Source organism: uncultured Ralstonia sp., from assembly GCA_913056305.1.
Lineage (GTDB): Bacteria > Pseudomonadota > Gammaproteobacteria > Burkholderiales > Burkholderiaceae > Ralstonia.
The window spans coordinates 1-23789 of the sequence record CAJXMR010000008.1 but is presented as its reverse complement, the minus strand read 5'-3'; the positions used below and the strand labels follow the sequence as shown (position 1 = coordinate 23789).

Annotated in this window: 23 protein-coding genes; 10 read left to right on the top strand and 13 right to left on the bottom strand. The window is 66.9% G+C overall.

Annotated features, from left to right (window positions below; all coding sequences use genetic code 11):
* Positions 1 to 3: 3 nt before the first annotated feature.
* From QZ609_RS02715 to QZ609_RS02705, 3 genes are all read right to left on the bottom strand, one after another.
* Complete coding sequence (locus QZ609_RS02715) at positions 4 to 555, bottom strand: (2Fe-2S)-binding protein (RefSeq protein WP_295490743.1); 552 nt, start codon at positions 553 to 555, stop codon at positions 4 to 6.
* Positions 552 to 3386 (bottom strand): molybdopterin cofactor-binding domain-containing protein, encoded by a 2835-nt coding sequence (locus QZ609_RS02710; protein ID WP_295490741.1) that lies wholly within the window; start codon positions 3384 to 3386, stop codon positions 552 to 554. The genes QZ609_RS02715 and QZ609_RS02710 overlap by 4 nt, the downstream gene beginning before the upstream one ends.
* Positions 3387 to 3627: 241 nt before the next feature.
* Positions 3628 to 4539: a LysR family transcriptional regulator gene (locus QZ609_RS02705; protein WP_295490739.1), complete on the bottom strand. Its 912-nt coding sequence runs from the start codon at positions 4537 to 4539 to the stop codon at positions 3628 to 3630.
* 142 nt (positions 4540 to 4681) lie between these two features.
* Between QZ609_RS02705 and QZ609_RS02700 the strand changes: the two genes are divergently transcribed.
* Positions 4682 to 6175 (top strand): acyl-CoA synthetase, encoded by a 1494-nt coding sequence (locus QZ609_RS02700; RefSeq protein WP_295490737.1) that lies wholly within the window; start codon positions 4682 to 4684, stop codon positions 6173 to 6175.
* A 10-nt stretch (positions 6176 to 6185) separates the two neighbouring features.
* Here QZ609_RS02700 and QZ609_RS02695 read toward each other — a convergent pair whose 3' ends face one another.
* Positions 6186 to 7952 (bottom strand): phospholipase D-like domain-containing protein, encoded by a 1767-nt coding sequence (locus tag QZ609_RS02695; RefSeq protein ID WP_295490735.1) that lies wholly within the window; start codon positions 7950 to 7952, stop codon positions 6186 to 6188.
* 115 nt (positions 7953 to 8067) lie between these two features.
* Positions 8068 to 9105 carry a LacI family DNA-binding transcriptional regulator gene (locus tag QZ609_RS02690; protein ID WP_295490732.1) on the bottom strand — a complete coding sequence of 346 codons (1038 nt, stop codon included), beginning with the start codon at positions 9103 to 9105 and terminating at the stop codon, positions 8068 to 8070.
* A 227-nt stretch (positions 9106 to 9332) separates the two neighbouring features.
* On the opposite strand from QZ609_RS02690, the gene QZ609_RS02685 reads away from it, so the two are divergent.
* The 3 genes from QZ609_RS02685 to QZ609_RS02675 all read left to right on the top strand — a co-directional run bounded on the left by QZ609_RS02685 (position 9333) and on the right by QZ609_RS02675 (position 12434).
* Complete coding sequence (locus QZ609_RS02685; protein WP_295490730.1) at positions 9333 to 10691, top strand: MFS transporter; 1359 nt, start codon at positions 9333 to 9335, stop codon at positions 10689 to 10691.
* Positions 10692 to 10742: 51 nt separating this feature from the next.
* A complete protein-coding gene (locus tag QZ609_RS02680) occupies positions 10743 to 11906 on the top strand; it encodes a mandelate racemase/muconate lactonizing enzyme family protein (RefSeq protein ID WP_295490729.1) in 1164 nt (387 codons plus the stop codon).
* Positions 11907 to 12008: 102 nt separating this feature from the next.
* Positions 12009 to 12434: a GNAT family N-acetyltransferase gene (locus QZ609_RS02675; RefSeq protein ID WP_295490726.1), complete on the top strand. Its 426-nt coding sequence runs from the start codon at positions 12009 to 12011 to the stop codon at positions 12432 to 12434.
* On the opposite strand, the gene QZ609_RS02670 is transcribed toward QZ609_RS02675, so the two are convergent.
* From QZ609_RS02670 to QZ609_RS02660, 3 genes are read right to left on the bottom strand one after another with little or no spacing between them, the layout of a single operon-like run.
* Positions 12415 to 12960 (bottom strand): GNAT family N-acetyltransferase, encoded by a 546-nt coding sequence (locus QZ609_RS02670; protein WP_295490722.1) that lies wholly within the window; start codon positions 12958 to 12960, stop codon positions 12415 to 12417. The genes QZ609_RS02675 and QZ609_RS02670 overlap by 20 nt on opposite strands.
* A complete protein-coding gene (locus QZ609_RS02665; protein ID WP_295490717.1) occupies positions 12957 to 13535 on the bottom strand; it encodes a flavin reductase family protein in 579 nt (192 codons plus the stop codon). The genes QZ609_RS02670 and QZ609_RS02665 overlap by 4 nt, the downstream gene beginning before the upstream one ends.
* 51 nt (positions 13536 to 13586) lie before the next feature.
* Positions 13587 to 14633, bottom strand: coding sequence for a serine hydrolase (locus QZ609_RS02660; RefSeq protein ID WP_295490714.1), 1047 nt, complete (start codon positions 14631 to 14633; stop codon positions 13587 to 13589).
* A gap of 497 nt (positions 14634 to 15130) precedes the next feature.
* Between QZ609_RS02660 and QZ609_RS02655 the strand changes: the two genes are divergently transcribed.
* From QZ609_RS02655 to QZ609_RS02645, 3 genes are all read left to right on the top strand, one after another.
* Positions 15131 to 15517, top strand: a complete 387-nt coding sequence (locus QZ609_RS02655; protein WP_295490711.1) for a hypothetical protein — start codon at positions 15131 to 15133, stop codon at positions 15515 to 15517.
* Positions 15518 to 15519: 2 nt separating this feature from the next.
* Positions 15520 to 15984, top strand: a complete 465-nt coding sequence (locus QZ609_RS02650; protein ID WP_295490709.1) for a hypothetical protein — start codon at positions 15520 to 15522, stop codon at positions 15982 to 15984.
* Positions 15985 to 16238: 254 nt separating this feature from the next.
* Positions 16239 to 17852 carry a glucan biosynthesis protein gene (locus QZ609_RS02645; RefSeq protein ID WP_295490706.1) on the top strand — a complete coding sequence of 538 codons (1614 nt, stop codon included), beginning with the start codon at positions 16239 to 16241 and terminating at the stop codon, positions 17850 to 17852.
* A 58-nt stretch (positions 17853 to 17910) separates the two neighbouring features.
* Here QZ609_RS02645 and QZ609_RS02640 read toward each other — a convergent pair whose 3' ends face one another.
* Both QZ609_RS02640 and blaOXA read right to left on the bottom strand, forming a co-directional pair.
* Entirely contained in the window at positions 17911 to 18384 is a 474-nt protein-coding gene (locus QZ609_RS02640; RefSeq protein ID WP_295490703.1) for a hypothetical protein, read from the bottom strand.
* 153 nt (positions 18385 to 18537) lie between these two features.
* Positions 18538 to 19371, bottom strand: a complete 834-nt coding sequence (gene blaOXA, locus QZ609_RS02635; protein ID WP_295490701.1) for a class D beta-lactamase — start codon at positions 19369 to 19371, stop codon at positions 18538 to 18540.
* A gap of 183 nt (positions 19372 to 19554) precedes the next feature.
* On the opposite strand from blaOXA, the gene QZ609_RS02630 reads away from it, so the two are divergent.
* The 3 genes from QZ609_RS02630 to pcp all read left to right on the top strand — a co-directional run bounded on the left by QZ609_RS02630 (position 19555) and on the right by pcp (position 22373).
* On the top strand, positions 19555 to 21162 hold the full coding sequence (locus QZ609_RS02630; protein WP_295490698.1) for a hypothetical protein: 1608 nt from the start codon (positions 19555 to 19557) through the stop codon (positions 21160 to 21162).
* Positions 21163 to 21215: 53 nt separating this feature from the next.
* Positions 21216 to 21635: a MarR family winged helix-turn-helix transcriptional regulator gene (locus QZ609_RS02625; RefSeq protein WP_295490696.1), complete on the top strand. Its 420-nt coding sequence runs from the start codon at positions 21216 to 21218 to the stop codon at positions 21633 to 21635.
* 81 nt (positions 21636 to 21716) lie between these two features.
* Positions 21717 to 22373 (top strand): pyroglutamyl-peptidase I, encoded by a 657-nt coding sequence (pcp, locus tag QZ609_RS02620; RefSeq protein ID WP_295490694.1) that lies wholly within the window; start codon positions 21717 to 21719, stop codon positions 22371 to 22373.
* Between the two features lie 21 nt (positions 22374 to 22394).
* On the opposite strand, the gene QZ609_RS02615 is transcribed toward pcp, so the two are convergent.
* The 3 genes from QZ609_RS02615 to QZ609_RS02605 form a co-directional block, all read right to left on the bottom strand.
* Positions 22395 to 23024 carry an NAD(P)H-dependent oxidoreductase gene (locus tag QZ609_RS02615; protein ID WP_295490690.1) on the bottom strand — a complete coding sequence of 210 codons (630 nt, stop codon included), beginning with the start codon at positions 23022 to 23024 and terminating at the stop codon, positions 22395 to 22397.
* A gap of 9 nt (positions 23025 to 23033) precedes the next feature.
* Positions 23034 to 23462, bottom strand: coding sequence for a GNAT family N-acetyltransferase (locus QZ609_RS02610; RefSeq protein WP_295490687.1), 429 nt, complete (start codon positions 23460 to 23462; stop codon positions 23034 to 23036).
* Positions 23459 to 23789, bottom strand: a 331-nt coding sequence (locus tag QZ609_RS02605; protein WP_295490684.1) for a carboxymuconolactone decarboxylase family protein, incomplete at its 5' end; no start/stop codon positions are given. The genes QZ609_RS02610 and QZ609_RS02605, both read right to left, overlap by 4 nt.

The window sequence follows — 23789 nt, the reverse complement described above, 5'->3', positions numbered from 1 at the left end:
GCATCACTTGCTCTCTTTGATGAGTCCAGGCGTGCTCAGCACGACGTCCTTGACGGCCTCGAAGTAGCGCACGTAGCCGGTGCAACGGCAGATATGGTCGTTGAGCGCCTCGGTGATGGTCTCGTCGAGCTGCTCGCGCGCCACCGGCTGGCGCTTGAGGCGCTCCACCAGCACAGTCGCGCCGTTGACGAAGCCCGGCGTGCAGTAGCCGCACTGGAAGCTGAAGTGCTCCAGAAATTTCTGCTGCACGAGCGAGAGCGACACCACTTCGCCGCGCTCATTGCGCGTGGCGTGGCCTTCCACCGTGCGGACCTTCTTGCCCTGAAAGAAATGCGCGCCCGTGATGCACGTGCGCACCTCCTCGCTGGTGCCGTCCGGCTTGTCGAGGATGACCGTGCACGCGCGGCACACGCCCTGCCCGCAACCGAGGCGCGAGCCCGTGAGGCCCGCGTATTCGTGCAGGAAGTCGATCATCATCAGGCCCTCGGGCACTTGCACGGGGCCGACGTCCTTGCCGTTCAGGTGCAGGGTCAGCGGTTGGGTTGCGATGCTCATGCCAGTACCTCCTGAATCTTGTCCGCGGTCACTGGCAGGCTGGTGAAGCGGTGTCCGATGGCATGCGCGATGCCGTTCACGATGGCGCCCACCACGGGGATCATCACCACCTCGGCGATGCCCTTGGGCGGATCGGTTTCCGACAGAGGCGGCAGCACCGCCCCAGTCTGCGTCCACACGGCCACGTCCTTGGCACGCGGCAGGTGGTAGCGGTTGAAGTTCCAGGTGCCGTTACCGGGGCCGTCTTCATACAGCGGCAGGTACTCGTGCAGCGCGTGGCCGATGCCCATCGCCACGCCGCCCTGCAACTGCCCCGAGACCAGATCGGGCGAGAGCTGCGAGCCGCATTCCATGATCGAGTGGTGCGACAGCACTTCCACCTTGCCACTGGCCTCGTGCACCGACAGCTCGACCAGCGTACCGACCGCGCTGTAGTACGTGACGGTGGCGTTGTTGCGCTGGGTGGACGCGATGGTGACCTTCTTGCGATCGAGCACGTGGTAGCCGCCCGCCGTCGTCATGCGGGCCTTGTGCGCTTCGTCGGCGCCGTCGCCATAGCGTACGGACAGGCCGTCGATGGGCACGCGCGTGGCCGCGCCATTGACTTCGAAATCGGCTTCGCTCCATTGCCAGCGGTTGAACACGTGCACCACGGCGCCGGTCACCAGGCCCAGCTCGTGCGCCTTGGCGACGATCTGCTCGTAGGGCAGCGGTTGCAGGCCGTCAGCGGTGAGTTTGCCGTCCACCCAGCGTGCGTCTTCCACGCGCACCACCAGCGAGGCTGCCTGGCCGCCGCCAAAGCCCTGGCTCCAGATCGCCAAGGCTGCTGGCCACAGACCGTGCATGAAGACGATGCGCGCCGCCTCGCGCGTGCTGTGCGTGAAGTAGTACGCCGAGTTGGTCGCACTGGCCGGCGATGCATACGCCGGCGACCAGCGCGGGTTGGCCGACACCTTGTCCTGATCGGCCTGGCTCATCAGGTACGGATCGCCGCTGGTGACGACCGGCAGGTCTGGCCACTCCGTCACCGCCACGCGCACGTCCGATGCCGGCCGGCCCAGCCAGCGCGCCACCGCAATCGCCTGCGAGGTCGACATGCCGGTGCCGATCTCGGCTGCCACATGGTGCAGCGTGATCTGCCCATCCGCGCGGATCTCCACCTTGGCGAACGACGACTCGGCACCCGTGCCGAAATCCTTCTGCACGCAGGCGAAGCCCACGCCGTAGCGCTTGCCCGGGTGCGCCGCCTCAAACTCGGCCTTCTTCTTGGCGCGGTTCGCCCACAGCGGGTGCGCCTTGGCGGCCTGCAGCACCTCATCCACGCGGATGGCGCCAGCGGGAATCGCCCCCTGCGTGTTCTTCATGCCCGAGCGCAGCGCGTTCTTCAGGCGGAACTCGATCGGGTCCATCTTGAGCTGCTCGGCAAACTCGTCGGCCATCATCTCGGTGGCCGCCATGCTCTGCAGCGTGCCGTAGCCGCGCGCCGAGCCTGCGTCGATCGCGCGCGAGGCAATCGCCACGGTGGCGAGGTCGTTCTTCGGGAAGTAGTAGATCGACTGTGCAGCGGTGGCCCCCACCATCGCCACCGACGGCGAGAAGTTGGCGCGCCCGCCGCCGTTGGCCTCGAAGTCGCCCTGGAACGATTGGAACAGGCCGGTGTTCTTGTCCACCGCGATGCGGTAGCGCATCTTGAACGCGTGGCGCTTGATAGACGTCTGGAACTGCTCGTAGCGGTCGTTGGCCAGGCGCACCGGCTTGCCGTCGGCGTACAGCGCCGTCACCAGGCCGTAGAACGGGAAGTTGTAATGGTCTTTCGAGCCGTAGCCGACCGTGTAGCACGGGTGCACGATCACCTGCTTGACCGGGAACGCGCCCTTGGCCTTGGCAAGCATCTCGGCCGTGCTCTGCCCCACTTCCACCGGGCTTTGCGTGGGCACGACCATGTGCAGCGTCTGCGTGGCGGTGTCGTACCAGCAGTTGGCGTTGTCGGCTTCCAGCGCGGCGGTGTCGATCGACTGCGTGTTGTACTCGCGCTCCAGCACCAGCCAGTCGGCGGGCGGCTTGGCCAGCTCCTCGCGGATCTGGTTGGCGTAGAACATGCCCTGCTCGCCCAGCTTGCCGTGGTCGACGCCGTCGGGCCACACCGGCGCGTGCTTGCGCATCATGCTCGGGAAGATCGGCGCGTTCTTCAGGCTGGAGAATTCGTCATCGTCATACGGCGTGGGGCCGCCCACGCGCACGAAGCGGAAGGTGCCCCACGGGTCGCGCTCCAGCGCTCCGGTCTGCGCGCCGTAGCGGATGAGTTTGTCCTGGAACTTGAGCTTGTCCTTCGCGAAGCGGAAGCGCGCGAAGTCGTGGTAGATCAGGATGGCGACGGCGTGGCCGTGGTACGCGGGCGTCTTGCCAGCGGGCAGCAGCATGTCGTCGCCGTAGAAGGCGGGGAAGACGACGCCGTCGCGCGCAAGGTCATCCGCGGTGACGACGCGGTCGGGCTTCAGCTCATCGCCCAGCAGGCCCAGGTCGAAGCCCTCGTATGTGCGGTCGGCCAGCGTGGTGCGCAGGATGAACGCGTGCGATTGCTGCTGCGGCCAGTGCGGCATGTCGCGCGAGCGGATGTCGCGCGCGAAGACCTTGTCGCCCGTGACCTTGGCGATGCCGTCGATGCGGAACTTGGGGGTGCCGGACTTCGGATCCCACTGGACCGGCGTCAGGATCTTCTCTTCGAACAGGGCCGCGAAGGCGCGGCCGCCCAGCGGGGCGATATACACCGAGACGCCGGCCACGACGGTCGCCTTCAGGAACGCGCGGCGCGACGGATGGGTAACGGGCATGAATTCTTCCTCGATGGAATGCGGAACAGCGCAGCCTCGATCGGAGGATGGCGTGGGGGAGCGGTGGCGGCCCGTGCTTAGCAGGCTCCGCCTGTTCCGATTTTGGTGCGCGCTTTGATCTTGGACAAGGCAAGCCAGCGAATATTGGCTATTTGCAGTGCGTTATCTGCCTGAGCACGATCTTGTGCACCCGCAACAACCGATGCGCGCATCGGTTGGCGCGGCAGGTGTCGGCCCGCCGCTAGCGCCAATCCGACGCCAGCACCGTCACACGCTCCCGCACAAAATCGATCAGCGCACGCATCGCCGGCGAGGCATAGCGGTTGGGCAGCGTGAGGATGACCAGGTGCGCCCCGAGCCCGCCGACCTCGTACCCGGGCAGCACGCGCTCGAACGGCGTGGCCGTGGCGCGGGTCACGTAGTTGGGCAGCAGGCCGATGGCCATGCCGCGCGCCACCGCGTCCGCCAGGAAGGGAAAGTCTTCGGACTGCATGCGCGGCTCGACCGTCACGCTGTGCTGCGTGGTCTTGCCGCGCACGGTGCGCGCGAGCGCCAGCGTCAGGCGCCGCCCCGGCATCGGCGGGCAGACGATGGACTGGCCCGCCAGCGCCTCCGGTGTGGCCACGGGCCCGTGCGCCTTCAGGTAATCGCGCGTGGCGAACAGGCTCCAGCCGATCGGGCAGACCTCGCGCGCGACGGTGTCCTGCGGCGGCGCAGAGGTGATCTTGAACGCCACGTCGATCTCCGAGGCGATCAGGTCGTTGACGCGGTTGCTGAAGGTCACGCGCAGCGTCACGCTCGGGTGTTCGCGCGCGAAGTCGAGCAGCATGGCGCCGAGGAAGAAGCGGCCCAGGCCCGTCGGTACGCTCACGCGCACGTGGCCGCGCACGGTCTGGCCCAAGCCATCGATGGAGGCACGCGCGGTCTCCACTTCCTGCAGCATGCGGCGGCCGTGCTCGAACAGCGTCTCGCCGGCCTGCGTGAGCTCCAGGCTGCGCGTGGAGCGGCGCAGCAGTTGCGCGCCGGTCTCGCGCTCCAGCACCTTCAGGCGGTTGCTCAGGTTCGAGCGCGTCATGCCCAGCTTTTGCGCGGCAGCGGTAAAGCTGCGCGCTTCCACGATCTCGACAAACAGGTGGATGAGGTTGAGGTCCATGGCGCGGGCAGGTGAGCAGATGGGCGGGCAGTGTTGTTCAATGGCATTCACCAGTGTGCGCAATCGTAAGCGGATTGTTCAGTGCGACTCAATCCGGCATGCTGCGTAAATACCCGAAAAAAATCACCAGCCGGAGACACGCATGACCGCCCACCTCATCTTCGACGACCGCCCCACCGACGCCGACACCCTCATCGCACGGGGTTCCGCCCTGGCCGGCGGCCTGCGCCGCATGGGCGTGCAGGAAGGCGACGTGATCGGCGTGCTGCTGCGCAACGCGCCGGCCTATATCGACGTGATGCACGCGTGCCGCATCGCCGGCTGCCAGTTCTGCCCGATCAACTGGCATTTCACGCCGGCCGAGGTGGAATTCCTCGTACGTGATTCGGGGGCCAAGGTGCTGATCGGCGATCGCGACCTGGTGGATGCGGTCGCGCCGCAACTGCCGCCGCACGTGCAACTGCTGCGCGTGGACGCCGAAGGCACCGACCGCGCCGACGGCTACGCCAACTGGCTCGCCCTGCAGACGCCGTACGACGGGCCGCTGGTCTCGCCGCGTGGGCACATGGCCTACACGTCGGGCACCACGGGCCGGCCCAAGGGCGTGGTGCGGCGCGCGGTGCCGCTGGACCAACTCGATGCGCATCTGCAAAAGGCGCGTGCGGTGGTGGCAGCGACCTTCGGCATCGTGCCGGGTTGCCGCGCGCTGCTGCCCGCGCCGCTGTATCACAGTGCCCCGAGCCTCTTCGCCCAACAGGCCGCGCAGATGGCCGAACTGCTCGTCCTGCATCCGCGCTTCGATGCGCTGCGCGTGCTCGAGCAGATCGAGCGCTACCGCATCGACACCGTCTACCTCGTGCCGATCATGTACGTGCGCCTGCTCAAGCTGACAGAAGAGGAGCGCAACCGCTACGACCTCTCCTCGCTGCGCTTCGTGGCCTCCACCGGCGCCCCGTGCGCGCCCGAGATCAAGCGCCGCATGATCGACTGGCTCGGTCCGGTCATCTACGAGACCTATGCTTCCAGCGAGACCGGCATGATCACCGTGATGGACCCGCGCGATGCCGCCACACGCCCCGGCAGTGCCGGCCGCCCGGTGTGCGATGCGCAGGTGCGCATCCTGCGCGAAGACGGCGCGCCCTGCGCCACCGGCGAGGTCGGCCTGATCTACAGCCGCCAGCCCGCCTACCCCGACTTCACCTACCGTGGCAACGACGAAGCGCGCGCCAAGATCGACCGCGACGGCCTGGTCACGCTCGGCGACATGGGCTACCTCGATGCGGAGGGGTATCTCTACGTGTGCGACCGCGCCTCGGACATGGTCATCTCGGGCGGCGTCAACATCTACCCGGCCGAGATCGAGCACGCACTGCTGCGCCATCCCGATGTGGTGGACTGCGCCGTCTTCGGCGTGCCCGACGATGAGTACGGCGAGCGCCTCGTCGCCGTGGTGCAGACCGGGCGCGAGGGCCTGCAGGCCGAGCCCGTGATCGACTGGCTGCGCGGCCAGATTGCCGGCTTCAAGATCCCGCGCCAGATCGAGTTCACAGCAGCCTTGCCGCGCGACGACAACGGCAAGATTGCCAAGCGCCGTCTGCGCGATGCCTGGTGGGGCGATCGGCAGCGGCGCGTGTGAGCGCGACAGCTCAAGCCATCGCGGCTTCGTGCTCCGTCGACTGGGCGAACAGCGTGCGCTCGGTGTATTTGATGTTGTGCGGATCGTAGTACGGATCAGCCCAGGCGCCGGTGGGCTGCAGCAGCAACGGATGCTCGGCCGTGGCCCTCGCCTGGCTCGCGCGGAAGCGGTAGTGGTCGAACAGCCGCACCGCCTCGATCGCATACGCCGTAACAATGACCGGATCGTAGATGGCGATCAGGCTGTCGCCGTTCTGCTCCTCGCCGCCGCGTGACAGGTTGGACGATCCGCAGAACACGACCGGCTGGGCACCGTTGAAATCGCACACCACGAACTTGTGGTGGATATGCTGGCCGGTGCCGGCGTCCACCTCCTGCTTGAACGGCGCGGGCGCCTCGTCCTTCAGGTAAGCGAACGACACCGTCTGCGACGGCACATCACGACCCGGCGCAAACGCGCTCACGCCGCCCGCCTTGTCAATCACGCCCAGCGACAGCAGCCCCGCCTTCTGCGGCACCACGTGTTCGAGCGTATCGACCATCGCGCCGCCGCCATCGGTCGCCATCACGGCAAACAGCACGGACGAGGTGGCGCTCTTCACGCGGTCCGCCGCTTCGGTCAGCAGCGCATCGGTCTCGTGCGGCGAGAAGGCGAAGCGCGCGCGCGGCGCTCCGGCCGACGGCACCGGGTGCCAATCTGCGGCCAGCGCATCCTGGCGGAAACCCACGGCCACCTTGCGGCTGCCGGCGGTGCCTTCGCCGTCCTGGCCGATCAGGTCCCACAGCTCGTCGAACACGTCGGCATACAGGTGCGCGGCATTCTGCTCGAACACCAGCACGCTGTTGGCCTGCACGTACAGCCCGCGCAGCGAAAAGTTGGCCGAGCCCGCCAGCACGCGCACCGGGTTGCCCGTCTTGTCGCGCAGCAGGATCGCCTTGTGATGCTGGAAGCGTGCGAGGTGGGTGCGGCGGACCTCCGCGCCAGCCTGCTTGAACAGCGCGGTGGCCTGTGTCTCGAACGCATCCGGCGTGCCATGGCCGGTCGGGTGTGCGCCGGTGCTGACGGAGTCGTCCTGGATCACGCGCACGGTGCGGTCGTTCTGCGCCAGCCATGCAATCGCGCGGATGATGTCCGGCTCGTCCAGGTCATAGGCCAGCACGTCGATGCCGTAGCCGTCGGACGCCTTGCACTGGTTGAGCAGATCGATGATGAGCCGACGGCCCGTCGCACCCAGGTAGACGTACTTGTCGAGATACGGCTGCGTGTCGTACAACAGCGGCGACTTGGCCTGCGCGCGGTTGTCGGGCGCGAGCGCCGTGTTGCCGCCGTAGTGGTCGATGAACGCCTGCGACGACACATAGCCGCGCACCATGCCGACGGTCGCCCAATCGGTCATCGGCTGTTTGAGCGATACCGTGAGCGTGCGCGTGGCACGGGTCTCCAGTTGCACCGGATTGGTCGACGCGAAGTAGCGCGCGTGCACGGTGTAGGTGCTTTGCCCGGCGGCATGCGGTGGGAAGTGCACCCAGTGGAACGACTGGAACGGCGCGTCGATGGAATCCGCATACTTGCCCGCCTGCAGCGGCGCATCGGCATGCACGGGCGTATCGAAGGCCAACCGGTTGGGCACCCAGTACGGCGCTTGGCCCTGCGGCGTGCACTGGATGGCGAAGCCGGCCAGACCGGCGCGGTCTGCCTCCGCCACGTCAAACGCGAACAGCACGGCGCTGTCGCCTTGGTACACCTTCACCTCAAACGAATCGACCGATGCGGGCATGGGAGTCTCCTTGGGGGGAACAGCGGAGGGGCCCGGGTTTTATAGCATCGGGTTCGTGACAAGGATCTGACTCGGATGCGCCAAGCGATCGCTAACACACCGCCGCGATGCGGCCTTACGCGCTGTCCCGATCGATGATGGTGAATCCGGTGTCGACGCGCAGCGGTGTGTCGTGTGCGCCCGACTCGAAACGATCGAGCAACGCCTGGGCGGTCCGCTTGCCAATGTCGGCGCCGCCAACCTTGACGGTGGACAACGCAGGATGGAGCTGCGCCGCCATGCTCAAATCGCCGAAGCCCATCACCGCAAGATCACGCGGCACGGCGAGGCCCCGGCTGGCGGCCTCCATCAGGACGCCCTCGGCCAAGGTGTCGGAGCTGCAGACAATGACCTCGGGCCTGGCGCGCCCTAGCATACGGGCAAGTCCGCGCCGGCCACCCTCCAGCGTTGCTGGCGCGGGCAACACCTCGAATGGGCAATCGGTCAGGCCGTGCTTGGCCAGCTCAGTCCTGAGGCTCTCGCACCGTCGCAGCCCGCGCGGATCGTCAACCGACACGATGCCAAAGCGGCGATAGCCCTTTCCCACGAGATGGCGCGCCACCGCCTCGCCTACCCGCTCGTGTGAAAAGCCGATGACCATGTCGATCGGCTGCTCGGTCAGATCCCAGATCTCGACCACCGGAATCCCCGCTCTTGCCAAGCGGTCGGCGGTCGCGCCAGTGTGGTCGGTCCCAGCCAGCACGATCGCGTCGGGGCGGCGGCCCAGCAATGCCTCCACAAGCGTCTCTTCGCGGCTGGCGGAGTAGCCCGTCAGGCCGATCAGCGTCTGATAGCCCACCGTGGATAGTCCGTCCATCAAGGCTTGCACCGTCTCGGCAAAGATCGAGCTGGCAATGGTGGGGAGGAGCACGGCAACCAGCCGGCTCTTGCTGCTGGCCAGTCCGCCGGCCAGCATGTTCGGCACGTACCCTGTTGCGCGCACGGCTTCGAGCACTTTCTTCTGCGTCGCCTCCCGCACGAGTTCGGGGCGATGCAACGCGCGTGAAACCGTCATGGGGGCCACGCCGGCCACGCGTGCAACATCGATCAGGGTGACACTCCCGGCTCCGTTCGCCACCGCTTCCGGTGACCGATTCTTCAGCTTTCGCACCATGCTCGTTCTCTGGTTGTCGGCGCCACTCTAGTGGGGCAGACGTTTGTTGAGCCCTTCCCTGTTGGTCTAAGGACTAGAGGGTAAACCAGAATGATTGCGCAATCAATTTTGCTTGAATGATTGCGCAATCATCTAATAATGGGCTCCAACACCGCTGTGTTGCAATGCCCCCAGAAAAAGCCCGCCCAATCACACAAGCTGGCCGCAGAACGATTCCGGAGACCGCCATGACCGCCTCACCCAACCCAACGCGACGAACCCGCGTGCGATGGTTCATCCTGGCGATGATCTTCATCGTGACGGTGTTCAACTACGTCGATCGCGCCACCCTCTCGATTGCGGCGCCGAGCATGCGCCACGACCTGGGCTTCGATGCCCTCACCATGGGCATTGCGTTCTCGGCCTTCGGCTGGGCCTACACCGCCATGCAGATTCCGGGGGGCCTGGTCCTGGACCGGTTTGGCGCGCGCGTGGTGCTGGGGGTGAGTCTGATCGCGTGGTCGGCGCTGACCTTCCTGCAGGGCTACGTGCACCTGTTTGCCGCATCAGCGTTTTTCGTGCTGTTTGCGTTGCGCTTCCTGATGGGCGTGGCGGAATCCCCCGCCTTCCCGTGCAACAGCCGGCTCACGGTGATGTGGTTCCCTAGCCAGGAGCGCGGGCTGGCCACGTCGGTCTTCCAGTCCGCGCAGTATTTCGCGCTGGCCGTGTTCACGCCGGTCATGACCTTCACGGTCAGCAAGTGGGGATGGCACTACGTGTTCTTCACCACGGGTGCGGTCGGTGTGCTGATCGGCCTGGCGTGGCTGCATGTGGTGCGGGAGCCTTCCCAGCATGGCCGCGTAAATGCGGCAGAGCTCGACTACATCTCCGCCGGCGGCGGCTTGCCGACCCTGGCTGACGGCCCCACTCCGTTCAGTTGGCGCCAAGTCGCGGCCATCTCGGCCAACCGGATGATGGTCGGCATCTACATCGGCCAGTTCTGCCTGACCTCGATCACGTGGTTCTTCCTGACCTGGTTCCCGACCTACCTGATCGAGGCCAAGGGCATGTCGATCCTGAAGGTGGGCCTGGTCGCATCGATTCCGGCGGTGGCCGGTTGCCTGGGCGGCCTCATCGGCGGCGTGTGGTCGGACTGGATGCTCAAGCGCGGCTTCAGCCTGACGGCCGCGCGCAAGGTGCCCATCATTTCGGGGCTGGCGCTCTCCAGCAGCATCGTCGTCGCCAACTACGTGCAGTCGACTGCCGTGGTGGTGCTGGTGATGTCGATCGCGTTCTTCGCCAAGGGCATCGGCAACCTCGGCTGGTGCATCGTGGGCGATGTCTCGCCCAAGAAGGCCATGGGCATCAGCGGCGGCATCTTCAACCTGTGCGGCAATCTCGCCAGCATCGTCACGCCGCTGGCCATCGGCTGGATGATCAAGCAGACCGGCTCGTTCGAGGCGGCGCTCACCTATGTCGCCGGCCTTGCGCTGCTGGGCGCGTTCTCCTATCTCCTGATCGTGGGCAAGCTCGAACGCCTGCCGTCCGAGCCCACACCGGATGCAAGCCCCCTCCCCTCACACGCGCCGGCCAAGCCATTGTCGTAACGGCACCGCGGCGCGCATTCCATCCTTTCCGTTTCAACCAGGCACTGAACCATGAACAGCCCCGACGCTCTCCTCGCCAGCACCCTCACGCGTGACCGCATCGAGCACATCCGCATCCGCTCGGTCTTCCTGCCCCTGGCCAACCCGATCAGCGACGCCAAGGTCCTCACTGGCCGCCAGAAGCCGATGACGGAAATCGCCATCCTGTTTGTCGAGATCGGCACGGCCGACGGACACCGTGGCCTGGGTTTCAGCTATTCGAAACGCGCGGGCGGGCCGGGGCAATTTGCCCACGCCAAGGAGATCGCCCCCGTCCTCATCGGTGAAGATCCGAACGACATCGCGCGCCTGTGGGACAAGCTCGCATGGGCGGGCGCATCGGTCGGGCGCAGCGGCCTGGCCGTGCAGGCGATCGGCGCGTTCGACGTGGCGCTGTGGGACATGAAGGCCAAGCGCGCCAACCTCTCATTGGCCAAGCTGCTGGGCGCGCAGCGCGACTCCGTGCGCTGCTACAACACGTCCGGCGGCTTCCTGCACACGCCGCTCGACCAGTTGCTGACCAACACCGATGCCTCGCGCGCCAAGGGCATCGGCGGTATCAAACTCAAGGTCGGCCAGCCCGATCGCGCGCTCGACGTGCACCGTGTAGCCACGGTGCGCGAGCACCTGGGCGACGACTTCCCGCTCATGGTCGATGCCAACCAGCAATGGGACCGCCCGACCGCGCAGCGCATGTGCCGCACCTTCGAAGCGTTCAATCTGGTCTGGATCGAAGAGCCGCTCGATTGCTACGACGCCGAAGGGCACGCCGCGCTTGCCGCGCAGTTCGACACCCCCATCGCCACCGGCGAGATGCTCACCAGCGTATCGGAGCATTGGGAGTTCATCCGACAGCGCGGCGCGGATTACCTCATGCCGGATGGCCCGCGCGTGGGCGGCATCACGCCGTTCCTCAAGATCGCCGCGCTGGCCGATCACGCGGGGCTTATGCTCGCGCCGCACTTTGCCATGGAGCTGCACGTGCACTTGGCGGCTGCCTATTCGCGCGAACCATGGGTCGAACATTTCGAATGGCTGGAACCCCTGTTCAATGAAAAGCTGGAAACCCGCGACGGGCGGATGATCGTTCCGACCCGCACGGGCCTGGGCCTGTCGCTCAGCGAGCGGGTGGCCGGGTGGACAGCTCAGGAGGTGGAGATCACCAAGGCGAGCTAAGGACAACTCAGGGGCAATGACTCGCGCCGCATGTTCATACTGTGCAAGTATCCTGAGGGACGGCACGCTCCGTGCCGCCTCCCTCATCCCTCGCACAGGACCATGCGGCCCATTCGCCTATCCACCACGGACACCCCGCCCCCGGACGCCGTCGCCCTGATCTCCAGCGGGCTCGACCATTTCAACATCGACACCACCGGCATCAACGACAGACGGGCGCTGGCGGTGCTGGTGCACGACAAGGCATCCGGCAAGGTGCTGGGCGGCCTGACGGGGCGCACGTCGCTCGGCCTGTTGTTTATCGACCTGGTCTATCTGCCCGCAAACCTGCGCGGAGTGGGGCTGGGTGCGGACCTGCTGCAAATGGCCGAAGACGAAGCCCGCCAGCGCGGCTGCAAGGCCGGCGTGCTCTACACCATCAGCTTCCAGGCGCCAGGCTTCTATGAGAAATTCGGCTGGCAGCGCTTTGGCGAGATCCCATGCAACCCACCCGGCGCCAGCCGGGTGTTCATGACGAAGACGCTGTGAGCGCTGCCGCTTCGGCATCCAGCCGCAGCACCATGTGCTCCTCGGCGTAGAAGCGGCCGCCGACGCGCACGGCGCGGTGCTCAACGCCAAAGGTCTCGAACCCTGCGTTGCGATAGAGCGCCTGGGCGCGCGGGTTCTCCGCATTGACGCAGAGCTGGATCTGCAGGACCTGCGCCGCGCGGGCATGCGCGATGGCAACCTCCAGCAAACGGCTGGCCAAACCAGCGCGCCGATGCGCCGGGTCAACGAACACGCCCCACAGCACCGCCTTGTGCGCGACCTGCGCCAGCACCTCACGCCGCAAGCCAGCAATGCCGGCCAGTTCGTCGCCGGCAAACGCACCGAAGACGATCTGGTGATCCGTCGCGCGGATGCGGTTGCGCGTGTCCTCCAACGTGCGCACGGCCTCCTCGTCGTAGGTGGGCCAGAGGGCGGTGGGGGCGTCCAGCGTGGCCTTCAGGCGCAGCGCCTTGAAGGCCGCGGCATCGTCTTCGGCCAGCGGGCGGATGGTGATGGCATCGCTCATGACTTGGCCTCCACCACAAACTCATCCCCAGTCTCGAAAAACGCGCCGCCCGACAGGTAATGCACGGTCTTGTGCTGCGCATCCGGAAAGTGCCAGCGCCCGTGGCTGAACACCGTGGGGTCGGCCCAGGCGGCCGTCACTTCGCCGATGAAGAGGTCATAGCGCTTCTGGTTGTGCGGCTCGGCAATGACGCGGCACTCCAGCCAGCCCGCGCAGCCGGCCACCAGCGGCACGTCGATGGTGCGGGCCGGCACAGAGGCGAGGCCGAGCGCATCGAACTTGTCGCCCTCACGGCCGGACAGCGTACCGACGGCGAGCGTGGTGTCGGCAATCGCGCGCGTGGGGATGTTGAGCGCGAACACGCCGGAGGCTTCAACCAACTCGCGCGTGAGCGTGCGGCTGTCGATCACCACCAGCACCTTGGGCGGGTCAACGTCCAGCGGCATCGCCCACGCGGCGGCCATGACGTTGCGCACGCCGTTGTGTGCGCTGGTAACCAGCGTAGTGGGGCCGTGATTGAGCAGGCGGTATGACTTGGCAAGCTCGACGGGCGCGAGCGTAATGGCATCGGACATGGCGGCAGTGGTCAGTCGGATCAGCGAGCCGCCATCATAGGGCAGCGGCTGTCAGTTTGCCGGCCGCACCGTCGTCATCACCTGCTGGAACAGCGTCTCGGATTGCTTCCAGATGGTGCGCTGGTTGTAGTCGCCAGCGGTGGCGACCACCACCATGTCCAGCCCCGGCACGATCCACAGGCGTTGCCCGCCCCTGCCGATGCCGCCGATCCACGCCTGCTCGCCGCCGGCCGCGCTCACCTTGCCGAGCCACCATTGATAGCCGTACTGCAAGCCCATGCCGGTATCGATATGCGGCCGCGTCGATTCGGCAATCCACTCGGCGGGCACGATCTGGCGGCCTTGCCACTGGCCGTGCTGTAGTACCAGTTGCCCGATGCGGGCAAGATCGCGCGGGCGCAACCGCAGCCCGGCATAGGCGATGGGGCGGCCACGGAAATCGTCCACCCACTCCCAATGGGTAATGCCCAGCGGCTCGAAGAGGTTCTGGCGCGCATACTCAGGCAGCGACATGCCGACTCGCTCCGCCAGCAACTGCCCCAGGACTGCCGTGTTACCGCCGTTGTAATTGAACTGCGTCGCGGCCGGCGCGGCCATCGGCCGATCGAACACGTAGTGCGCCTGCGAGGTGTGCCACATCAGGCCGAACTCATCGCCGTTCAGCAGGCTGGTGGCGTTCCATTCGTTCCAGGCCAGGCCGCTGCTCATCGACAGCATCTGCCCAAGCGTGATCGCCTCGCGCCCGTCGCGGTTCAGATCGGCCAGCTCCGGAAACAGCGACAGCGCCGGCGTATCCAGCGCCGGCGTCTTGCCCTGCGCCTGCGCGATGCCCCACAGCAGGCTCGTCACCGATTTGCTGATCGAGCGGACGTCGTGAATGGAGGTTGCATCGAACGTGCGCGTGCTGCGGAAGAGATCCTTGATGCGTTCATCCTTGCCGGGCCGGTAGACCTCGGCCACCAGCTGGCCGTGGCGCACGACGAGCAGGCTGTGGAAATTGAGGTCGCCGTCGGCCATATCGCGTAGGACGCCACACAGGCGCGTCGCATCAAAGCCGGCAGCCTGCGGGCTGGCTTCGATCTGCCAGCCGTCATTCATTTGGGTGGGTGCGTCACAAGGCGCAGCAGCGGAGGCGTCTTGCATGCCCACAGACAGTGCCAGTGCGATGCCAGCGCCAACCAACCATCGACTACTGCGTTGCAGGTGCGCCATCTTCGCTTCTTCCTTGAGGTCGTGCCCGGCAGTATGGTGCTCTGCCACCGCAACACCAAAAGCATTGCGACGAACGGCCGGTGCGGGTCGCGACCAGCAAGGCGCGCGGCTGAAATGCCGCCCAGGTTGCCCGCGACCAGAACCGAAGCCGGCCGCGCAACTGTAGGCCGATCATCTGGCATCGCCGTTGACTGCCGCCTGACACCACAAGACGCCACGGCGTTTGCGCAAAAAATGCCGGCTTCCCCGTGCGCATCCATGGCGGTTGAGTGGATATCCGCTGGGAGCTTTCTTATATCTGACGAAAAGCAAACTCACTTGGCATGCCAGGACTGGCGAAGCGTACTATCGATCGTTTCTATTGAAATCCCTCACCAAATATTATGGCAACGAAACATAACCACGCGCATCGCCCAGTCAAGCGTGCCAAGCATGAATGGCAGGCCAAATCGCCGGACATTGTTCCTGCAAATGTCCAATTCGCGCTGAGGGAGGCCATGCGGCAGGAGAAAGTACCTGCGACCGACTTCAATGACCTGCTGTGGATCATGGCGCAAGAGTCCAGTGGCGTTGTTGGCGTTCGCAATGCCAGTTCAACCGCACGAGGCTTATTCCAACTCCTCCAGGCCCAATATGCACTGAACCCCAACGGGGAAAAATCATTTGGTAATGCCGTGGAGGAGTGCCAAGGCGGCATCCACTACATTTACGGCCGGTACCATACGGCTGGCAGCGCGAAAACCTTCTGGAAGACGCACCACTGGTATTAATCATGCGGACAGCCACACAGCTCATTTGCCTTGCCCTGGCGATCTATTCCGCCCCGATTCTGGCGGATGCCGGCACACCGTCTTTTGAAGATTGCCAAGTGGCCGTTTCCACCCCAAAGAAGCCGGTGCATGTGAAGCTATCCACGGCGGAGAGCCGTCGATTTGCCTCCCGGCTCAGAGATGCGGCAAGGCAGCCCATCAATTTCGCGGGGCAGTATGTTTTGGCCTCTTGGGGGTGTGGTGCCGGGTGTGTCATGGGCGGCGCCGTCGACACCAAGAGCGGCAATGTCGTCATGCTGCCCTTTACCATTTCCGATTGGCCGCTGGAAGTCACCGAGCCCCTCTCCTTCAGAAAGGATAGCTGCCTGCTGGTTGCGCAAGGCAGCCGGAATGAGCAAGGCCATGGAACCTATTACTACAAGTTCAATGGCAGGCAATTCGATCTGGTGAAAGCCGTCGACAAATAGCGTGACGAACGCGTAGGCGAGGTGGAAGCCCAGCTGCGAACGCCAGCGCTTCCCCGCCCGGCCCGCCGCAGTCGACGCGCGCAGACGCTGCAAATGCCGCAGATGCGACATTCGCTGGCGTTGGGTTCCGATCCTCTTCGGGTTTTCGACGCCCGACCACCGCGACGCGGCAGCCCGGCGCTGATACGGGCCGGAACCCTGCCCTTGGTACCATGTCGGATTCTTCTGATTCTGACGTTACGTCACAGGCACCTATGGTCACGCGTCGCACCCTGCTTGCCTCTGCTTCCCTCACCGCTACCCTGGCCGCGCTCGGCATCACGCCCGAGGCTTTGGCCGCCAGCCGCGTCAAGCTCGGCAACGCCACACCGTTCAATTTCGACACGCTGGTCGAGCGCGCCCGCGCCATGGCCGCGCAGCCGTACGCGCCGCCCGCCACCGCGCCGGCCGACATCCTCGCCAAGATCGACTACGAGGCCCACGGCAAGATCAAGTTCGACACCGCCCACGCGCTGTTTGCCGACGGCCCGGGCCAGTTTCCGGTGACGTTCTTCCACCTCGGCACCTTCTTCCGCACACCGGTGCGCATGCATGTGGTGGAGAAGGGCGAAGCGCGCGAGATCGTCTACGACGCGTCGTACTTCGACATGCCCGCCGACAGCCCCGCGCGCAAGCTGCCGAGCGGCGCGGGCTTCGCGGGCTTCCGCTTCCAGGAAAGCCGCCTGGGCGACCAGAAAAAGCTCGACTGGAAGAAGAACGACTGGGTCGCCTTCCTGGGCGCGTCGTACTTCCGCGCCATCGGCGAGCTGTATCAGTACGGGCTATCCGCGCGCGGCATCGCGCTGGACGTGGCGCAGGCCGGCAAGGCCGAGGAGTTCCCCAACTTCACGCACGTATGGTTCGACACGCCCGCCAATGACCGTGCTGACTCCGTGACGATCTACGCGCTGCTCGACGGCCCGAGCATCTGCGGCGCCTACCGCTTCGTCATGCATCGCGGCAAGGGCGTGACGATGGACATCGACACCGCCCTCTTCCTGCGCCGTGACATCGACCGCTTCGGCATCGCGCCGGCCTCGTCGATGTACTGGTTCTCCGAGACGGCCAAGGGCACCGCCACCGACTGGCGCCCCGAGGTGCACGACTCCGACGGCCTGGCCATGTGGGCCGGCAATGGCGAGCGCATCTGGCGCCCGCTCAACGATCCGCCGCGCGTGATGACCTCGGCGTTTGGCGACAACAACCCGCGCGGCTTCGGCCTGCTGCAGCGTGATCGTGATTTCAACAACTACATGGACGGCGTGCACTACGAGCGCCGCCCGAGCCTGTGGGTCGAGCCGCTCGAAGGCTGGGGCGAAGGCGCAGTGCAACTGATCGAGATCCCGACCGACGACGAGATCCACGACAACATCGTCGCCATGTGGGTGCCCAAGGCGCCGGCACGCGCGGGCAACCAGTACCGCCTGCGCTATCGCCTGCACTGGCTGGCCGACGAGCCGTATCCGACGCCGCTGGCGCGCTGCGTGGCCACGCGCATGGGCAACGGCGGCCAGCCGGGCCAGCCGCGTCCGCGCGGGGTGCGCAAGTTCATGGTGGAGTTCAAGGGCGGGCCGCTGGAAAAGCTGCCCTTTGGCGTCAAGCCGGAGGCGGTGCTGAGCAGCTCGCGCGGCACGTTCTCGTATGTGTTTACAGAAGCCGTGCCCAACGGTGTGCCGGGCCATTGGCGTGCACAGTTCGACCTGACGGTCGATGGCAAGGAGCCGGTGGAGTTGCGTCTGTTCCTGCGCGTGGATGGCAAGCCGCTGTCGGAGACGTGGCTGTATCAGTACCACCCGTTCCAATCGCCGACCGGGCCGGTGGCAAGCTGAGGCGGGCCATGCTGCAATGAAAAAAGGGCGGGCGCACAGCCCGCCTTTTTTTTGTCGCCTAGCGATAGGCAATCATCACGACCGCCAGCGCCGGCTCGGTGCCGGCCGGCCGCGACACGGTGAGCGTGCCGCGCGCGCCCATCAGCAGATTGGACCCACCGGCCTGCGTGGCACGAAAGCCGTTGTAGGCCACATGCACGTCAGCGCCGCTGCGCGCATCGCCCACGCGCAACGGCGCGGGCGACGACACGGTACGCGCCTCCACCGACACCTCCGCCGGCACCGGCTTGTTGGCCTGCGAGCTGAAGCCCAGCACGATGCGGCCATCCGACGTGGCTGCCTGCGTCTGCAGGCCCGCCGCCCCGCCCTGGCCAGGCGCGGCGCCCGGCGCCATTTGCACGGCGTACCCACCCTCGACAATCCTGCCGACAAAGTGAATCGTGCCGCCCAACACACGCGGCGCCGTCTGGGCGTGGCCCGCACCCACCACCGCCGCCATGACGACGGCACCCCCGATCCAATGCTTCAACATAAGAACCCCCGACGCCCGCCCCTTGGGCATTGCGTCGCGTCCAGCCTCCCCCCGGAGGCCCTTGGCGCGACTACTCTGGATGACTCAATCGTTGTATAGGACAAATCCGAACGTAAGGTCAGGGTTTCCCTGATAGCGGATCAGAGCGATGCCTCACTGCGCGGGCAGCACGCCGAGCGCGCGCATCAACGCCTTGGCCAGCGGGATGCGCTTGTTGGCATCGGCCATGGTCGGCATGTCGATGTTCAGCGCGAACGCGTAGACGTGCCCCTCGCGCTCCACCCAGCCCACCCACCAGCCGACCGCTGGCTTGTGATCGGTGGCCCAGCCGGTCTTGCCGTAGATGACGGCGTCACCGTCCTGGGGCTCGGGGTCCAGACGCAGCATGCGGCGCACCATCTCCCACGTGCGCGGCTGCACCGGCAGTTGCTGGAGCGCCATGCGGCTGGTGAAGCGCGCCTCTTCCAGCGCAGAGATCTCCAGCGGCCCGCGCAGCCAGAACTGGTCGATCTCGCTGCCGATCTGGCGGTTGCCGTAGTCGAAGGCATCCACGTAGGCCTGCATGCGCGCCGGGCCAATGCGCCGCGCCACCTCTTGGTAGATCGGCACGGCGGATAGGCGGATGGCCTCGGGCAGCGGCATGTCGTGCTCCCATTGCTTGAGCGGCTGCGGCTTGCCGCCGTAGGGCAGCACTTCCTGGTCGTCGCGCACCGCGCCGGTGTCGAAGGCGATCAGGCTGTTGGGGATCTTGAAGGTCGACGCCGGGCGAAAGCGCTGCGCCGCGCGCGCCGGGTCCACGAGGGTGGTGCGATCCGCACTGAGGTCCATCAGCACGAAGGTGCCGGTGGTGCCGGCCTCGTCGAAGAGGCGTTTGAGGTCATCGCGTACCACCACATCGGCGTGCGCCTGCGCGGCGCTGACCACCAGCGCGCACGCCGCCACGGCGCGCGCGAGGGCTGTCGAGACCATCGACCATCGAGAATGCATGAGAAGCTCCCTGGGTTGTGTTGTGCAAGCCGCCACGGTGTCCGGCAGCGCTACGCATCGTAAGGACGGTGCGGCACCGCGACCAGCGTGGCCGACACGCCGCACGTCACCCGCGTAACGCCTGTAACGCGCGGGGTGGCGCACAATGCGGGCACCCTCGTTTTTCGCTGTCCGCTGTCCTGCATGACGCTGCCGCCCCTGCGCATCGAGTTGACCACGCCGCAAACCGTCGACGGACGCCGCGCGCCGTTCCAGAGCCTGTGGCTGCTGGTGCGCCTGGCCTACGCGCATCGCATTGCACCGGAGCAACCGGTGGTGCGCCTGGCTGACCTGCGCGGTGCCGTGTCGGACGCCACCACGCTGCGCATGACTATCAGCCGCGCCTTTCGCGACTGGCACAACTGGGGTGTGCAGGCCGGCTGGGGCGAGGCGCTCGAGCGCGAGCCGCGCTTCCTCAATGCCGACAAGCGCAGCCAGGGGCCGTTCTGGCTGACCGCCGAAGACGCCGCGCGCGTAGCCTGCATGGTCGACGGCCGAGCTGCGACGGATGCGGAGATTCGCGCATTCCTCGGCATCTCGGCCGCCTCGGCGGATGCTGCGCCGGCGGAGGCCCCTGGCGACGCGGCATCGGCCAGTGCCCTATCCGGCCCCGCTGCGGGCACGCCCAACCCCGCCTTCTGGCACGCCTTCCTGACTGCCCGCCACACCATGCGCGAAGGCCGGCTGCTGCACGCACTCGGCGCGGGCGCCAGTGCGTCGGATGCCGAACGCGGCGGCGCCCTGCTCGCCCTGCGCCACGCGGCCGATGCCGCGGACAACGACTTCCAGCGCGCCCTCGTCACGCTGGGTGAGGCCATGGCCGCGCGCCGACTGGGCGACTCCACGCGGGCCAGCGCGCTGCTGTCGCAACTGCGCGCACATCGCCGCCAGCGCCACGTGCTCGGCAACGATTACCTGGCGGCCATGGAGCGCATCGTCACCGCATGGTGCGCGTATGACCGGCGCGACCTCGACCTTGCCGCCGGCCTGCTCGCACGCCTGCCCGACGCCGAGCCCGGCCGCAGCCTGCTGCGCTATCACCCGCAGATCCGCTTCGAGTGGAACAACCTGAGCGCGCTGATCGAGCGTGCGCGGTTGCTGTATGCCGATCCGGCCAGCATCGAGCCCACCGCACGGGCACAGGCCGCGCAGCGCATCGTCGCGCAGTTCGAAACGGCCCTCGCCGCCGCGCTGGAAAGCCAGGCGGCCGATGCCGTGCAGCAGGTGGCCGCCAACCTGGGCATGACCTGCTGGCTGCTGCGCGATGCCCTCGCCGCAGCCGACCCGACTGCCGGCACCATCGACGCGGTCCGCTGGCTGGCCATGAGCGAATGGCTGGCGCAGCGCAACGGCAGTCCGCTGCAATCGGCCTGGAATGCCGTGGCGCTGATGCGCATGGCGCGGGCAGACACGCGCCGGCCACCGCTCACGCTGGCCGACATCCGCGCACAGGCCGGCCCCTTTGCTGAGGCCTTCGACGCACGCTACTGGCCCGAACGCTGGACCGATGTCGCCACGCTGCGCCTGCGCGAGCACGACAGCGGGCGCCACCGCTACGGCCACGTGCAGGTATGTGGCCTGCTGCTGGAGCACGCGTGGTTTGCCCGCGCCGATGGGGGTACCGCCGCCGGCGCATCAATCGATCGCCTGTCGCGCGCACTGCAGGACCTGCCGCCGCACGATCGCGCGTATTTCCAGCAGGCATTGCGGCAATTGACGCAAGCGGACGTCACGCCCGCGCCGACGCGTTAGCCGCCCAGCAAAATTCGTTGCATCCCTAACGATCTGGCGCTAGACTCGGCGCCATGTTCGATCATTGCCTGTACTTCAACACCACGGCGCTGGCCCGCGCTGTGGAGCGCGAGTGGACGGCCGCGTACGCGCCGTTCAGCCTCACGCCGCCGCAGGGCTTTGTGCTGCGCGTGGTGCTCAAGCAGCCCGGCGTGCTCAACCGCGAGCTGGCCGACGTGCTGGGCATCGCGCGCCCGACCGCCACTCGGCTGGTCGATGGGCTCATCGCCAAGGGGCTGGTCGAGCGCCGCCCCTCTGCGGAAGACGGCCGTGAATGGAACCTGTTCCCCACCAGCGCCGCGCTGGCGATCGGCAGCGCCTTGCAGAACGCCAGCGCCAAGGTCGCGCGCAAGCTGCGCGAGCAGATCGGGGCCGAGGCGTTTGATGGCACCGTCAAGGCCATCCGCGAAGTCCGCACCACGCTCAACGATTGACACGCGCCGGGCGGCACTGCCGTCCGTTTTTCTTGCCCAGATAGTTGCATCCCTATCGATCTCACCACCGCGAGGCACCGCATGACCATCATCCTGATCACCGGCATCGAACCGTTCGAATCGGACCCAACCAACCCGTCCTGGGACATTGCGCAGGCACTGGATGGCACGCAGATCGACGGCGCAACCGTCGTGGCGCGGCAGCTGCCGTGCGTGTTCGGCGTGGCCAACCGGGTGCTGGTGGAGGCCATCGAGGCGACGCAGCCCGCGCTGGTGCTGGCGCTCGGGCTGGCCAGCGGGCGCAGCGAGATCTCGGTCGAGCGCGTGGCCATCAACCTGATCGACGCGCGCATTCCAGACAACGCCGGCAACCAGCCGGTCGATGTGCCGGTGGTGGCCGGCGGGCCGGCAGCCTACTTCTCCAGCTTGCCGATCAAGGCCATCGTGCACGCGCTGCGCGAGGCCGGCGTGCCCGCCGCGGTATCGCACAGCGCGGGCACCTACAACTGCAATCATCTGTTCTATGGCCTGATGCACCACCTCGCCACGCGCGCGCCGCATGTGCCGCACGTGCGTGGGGGTTTCATCCACGTGCCGACCACACCCGCGCTGGCGGCGCACCATCCGGGCCGGCCAAGCCTGTCGCTCGATACGCAGATCGCAGGTATCCACCTGGCGGCGCGCACCGCGCTGGCCACGCAGGCTGACCTCAAGGTGAGCGGCGGCGCCGTGCACTGACGCCGCCAGACACACGCAGGCTCACGCCATCATCGGCATCAGCAACATCCGATCGGCGAGTTCACGCCCGAACGCTTCGAACGCGTGGGCGACCTGCTCCGGCCCACGCCCCAGGTTCTGCAGCCGCAGCCCGTCGACATGGTGGATGCCGACGGTGGCGAACACGTGACGCAAGTAGGGCATCAGGAAATCCGTCTGCGCATGCGGGCTGCCGTCGAAGGCGCCGCCTGAGGCGGCCACCACCAGCACGGCGCGGTCGGGCAACATGCCCACCTTGCCCGACGGCGTGCGCCCGAAGGTGCGCTCGGGCCGCACCACCATGTCGATCCACGCCTTCAGCACCGACGGTGCCGTGAAGTTATGCACCGGCGTGGAGATCAACACGGCATCCGCCGCCTCCAGCTCCGCAATCAGCGCCTCCGACAGCGCGAGCGTGGCGCGATGGGTGCCGGTGCGGTTGGCGTCGGGCATCAGGCTGGCCTCGACGAACGGCGCGTCCGGGTGCGGTAGCGGCGCGGCGGCAAGATCGCGCTCGATCACGCGCAGGCCGGGCGAGGCTGCGCGCAAACGGTCCAGCACCAGTTGCGCGGCGCGGCGGCTGTGCGAAGCTTCCGCGCGCGGGCTGACGGCAACGTGCAACAGCGTCGTCATGGGGTGTCCTCAGAGTTCGGTAAAGAAGCGGATCGAGCGCGCCAGCAAGCCGTTGCGGTAGTAGAAGCGATGGCCGAGCACGTTAGCGAGCGGTGTGTCCAGCACCAGCCTGCCGCAGCCCAGGCGCCGGCCCTCCTCCTTCAGGCGCGCCATCAGCGCGTGGCCAAAGCCGCCGCTGCGCAGGGTTTCGTCGGTGACCAGGTCGTCGACATAGAAAAACTGGCCGTAGACGAGGTTTTCCTGCACGCGGAAGCCGGTGAGCGCCACCGGGCGGCCGTCCTGCCAATACGCCATCAGCCGATAGCCCGCCGCCGTTTGGCGACGCCAGCGCACGACGAACTCCTCGGCGCTGGCCAGATGCGGCCGCAGCTGCTGCATGAGTGGGAAGCACGCGACGACATCGGCCTCGTCGTCGACCATGCGGATGGCGTCGGTCATGCTGCCGGCACCTGAGGCGCAAAGCGCAGCGCCACCGCAATCCGGTTCCACGCCTGGATGTTGGCAATGGCCGCTGTCAGGAAGGCCACTTCCGCCGCCGAGAACTGCTCGCGCACGGCATCGTATTCATGATCTTCCACGCCATGGCCGGTGGCGCGCGCGAGGCCGGTCAACGCTTCAGTCCAGGCCAGCGCGGCACGCTCGCGCGGCGTGAACACCGGCGCATCGCGCCACACCGCCGCCAGGTCGAGCTTGACCGGCGCCACCCCCAACTTGCGCGCCAGGTTCAGGTGGAACTGCACGCAGAACGCGCAGCCGTTGATTTGC

Excerpts from the sequence above, each read along its gene's own strand:
- blaOXA (WP_295490701.1), bottom strand. The coding sequence starts at position 19,371 with ATGCATTCTCGATGGTCGATGGTCTCGACAGCCCTCGCGCGCGCCGTG.
- QZ609_RS02715 (WP_295490743.1), bottom strand. The coding sequence starts at position 555 with ATGAGCATCGCAACCCAACCGCTGACCCTGCACCTGAACGGCAAGGAC.
- QZ609_RS02610 (WP_295490687.1), bottom strand. The coding sequence starts at position 23,462 with ATGACCGACGCCATCCGCATGGTCGACGACGAGGCCGATGTCGTCGCG.
- QZ609_RS02645 (WP_295490706.1), top strand. The coding sequence starts at position 16,239 with ATGGTCACGCGTCGCACCCTGCTTGCCTCTGCTTCCCTCACCGCTACC.
- QZ609_RS02630 (WP_295490698.1), top strand. The coding sequence starts at position 19,555 with ATGACGCTGCCGCCCCTGCGCATCGAGTTGACCACGCCGCAAACCGTC.
- QZ609_RS02650 (WP_295490709.1), top strand. The coding sequence starts at position 15,520 with ATGCGGACAGCCACACAGCTCATTTGCCTTGCCCTGGCGATCTATTCC.
- QZ609_RS02705 (WP_295490739.1), bottom strand. The coding sequence starts at position 4,539 with ATGGACCTCAACCTCATCCACCTGTTTGTCGAGATCGTGGAAGCGCGC.
- QZ609_RS02660 (WP_295490714.1), bottom strand. The coding sequence starts at position 14,633 with ATGAATGACGGCTGGCAGATCGAAGCCAGCCCGCAGGCTGCCGGCTTT.
- QZ609_RS02690 (WP_295490732.1), bottom strand. The coding sequence starts at position 9,105 with ATGGTGCGAAAGCTGAAGAATCGGTCACCGGAAGCGGTGGCGAACGGA.
- QZ609_RS02625 (WP_295490696.1), top strand. The coding sequence starts at position 21,216 with ATGTTCGATCATTGCCTGTACTTCAACACCACGGCGCTGGCCCGCGCT.
- QZ609_RS02655 (WP_295490711.1), top strand. The coding sequence starts at position 15,131 with ATGGCAACGAAACATAACCACGCGCATCGCCCAGTCAAGCGTGCCAAG.
- QZ609_RS02675 (WP_295490726.1), top strand. The coding sequence starts at position 12,009 with ATGCGGCCCATTCGCCTATCCACCACGGACACCCCGCCCCCGGACGCC.
- QZ609_RS02695 (WP_295490735.1), bottom strand. The coding sequence starts at position 7,952 with ATGCCCGCATCGGTCGATTCGTTTGAGGTGAAGGTGTACCAAGGCGAC.
- QZ609_RS02710 (WP_295490741.1), bottom strand. The coding sequence starts at position 3,386 with ATGCCCGTTACCCATCCGTCGCGCCGCGCGTTCCTGAAGGCGACCGTC.
- QZ609_RS02615 (WP_295490690.1), bottom strand. The coding sequence starts at position 23,024 with ATGACGACGCTGTTGCACGTTGCCGTCAGCCCGCGCGCGGAAGCTTCG.
- QZ609_RS02685 (WP_295490730.1), top strand. The coding sequence starts at position 9,333 with ATGACCGCCTCACCCAACCCAACGCGACGAACCCGCGTGCGATGGTTC.
- QZ609_RS02670 (WP_295490722.1), bottom strand. The coding sequence starts at position 12,960 with ATGAGCGATGCCATCACCATCCGCCCGCTGGCCGAAGACGATGCCGCG.
- QZ609_RS02680 (WP_295490729.1), top strand. The coding sequence starts at position 10,743 with ATGAACAGCCCCGACGCTCTCCTCGCCAGCACCCTCACGCGTGACCGC.
- pcp (WP_295490694.1), top strand. The coding sequence starts at position 21,717 with ATGACCATCATCCTGATCACCGGCATCGAACCGTTCGAATCGGACCCA.
- QZ609_RS02700 (WP_295490737.1), top strand. The coding sequence starts at position 4,682 with ATGACCGCCCACCTCATCTTCGACGACCGCCCCACCGACGCCGACACC.
- QZ609_RS02640 (WP_295490703.1), bottom strand. The coding sequence starts at position 18,384 with ATGTTGAAGCATTGGATCGGGGGTGCCGTCGTCATGGCGGCGGTGGTG.
- QZ609_RS02665 (WP_295490717.1), bottom strand. The coding sequence starts at position 13,535 with ATGTCCGATGCCATTACGCTCGCGCCCGTCGAGCTTGCCAAGTCATAC.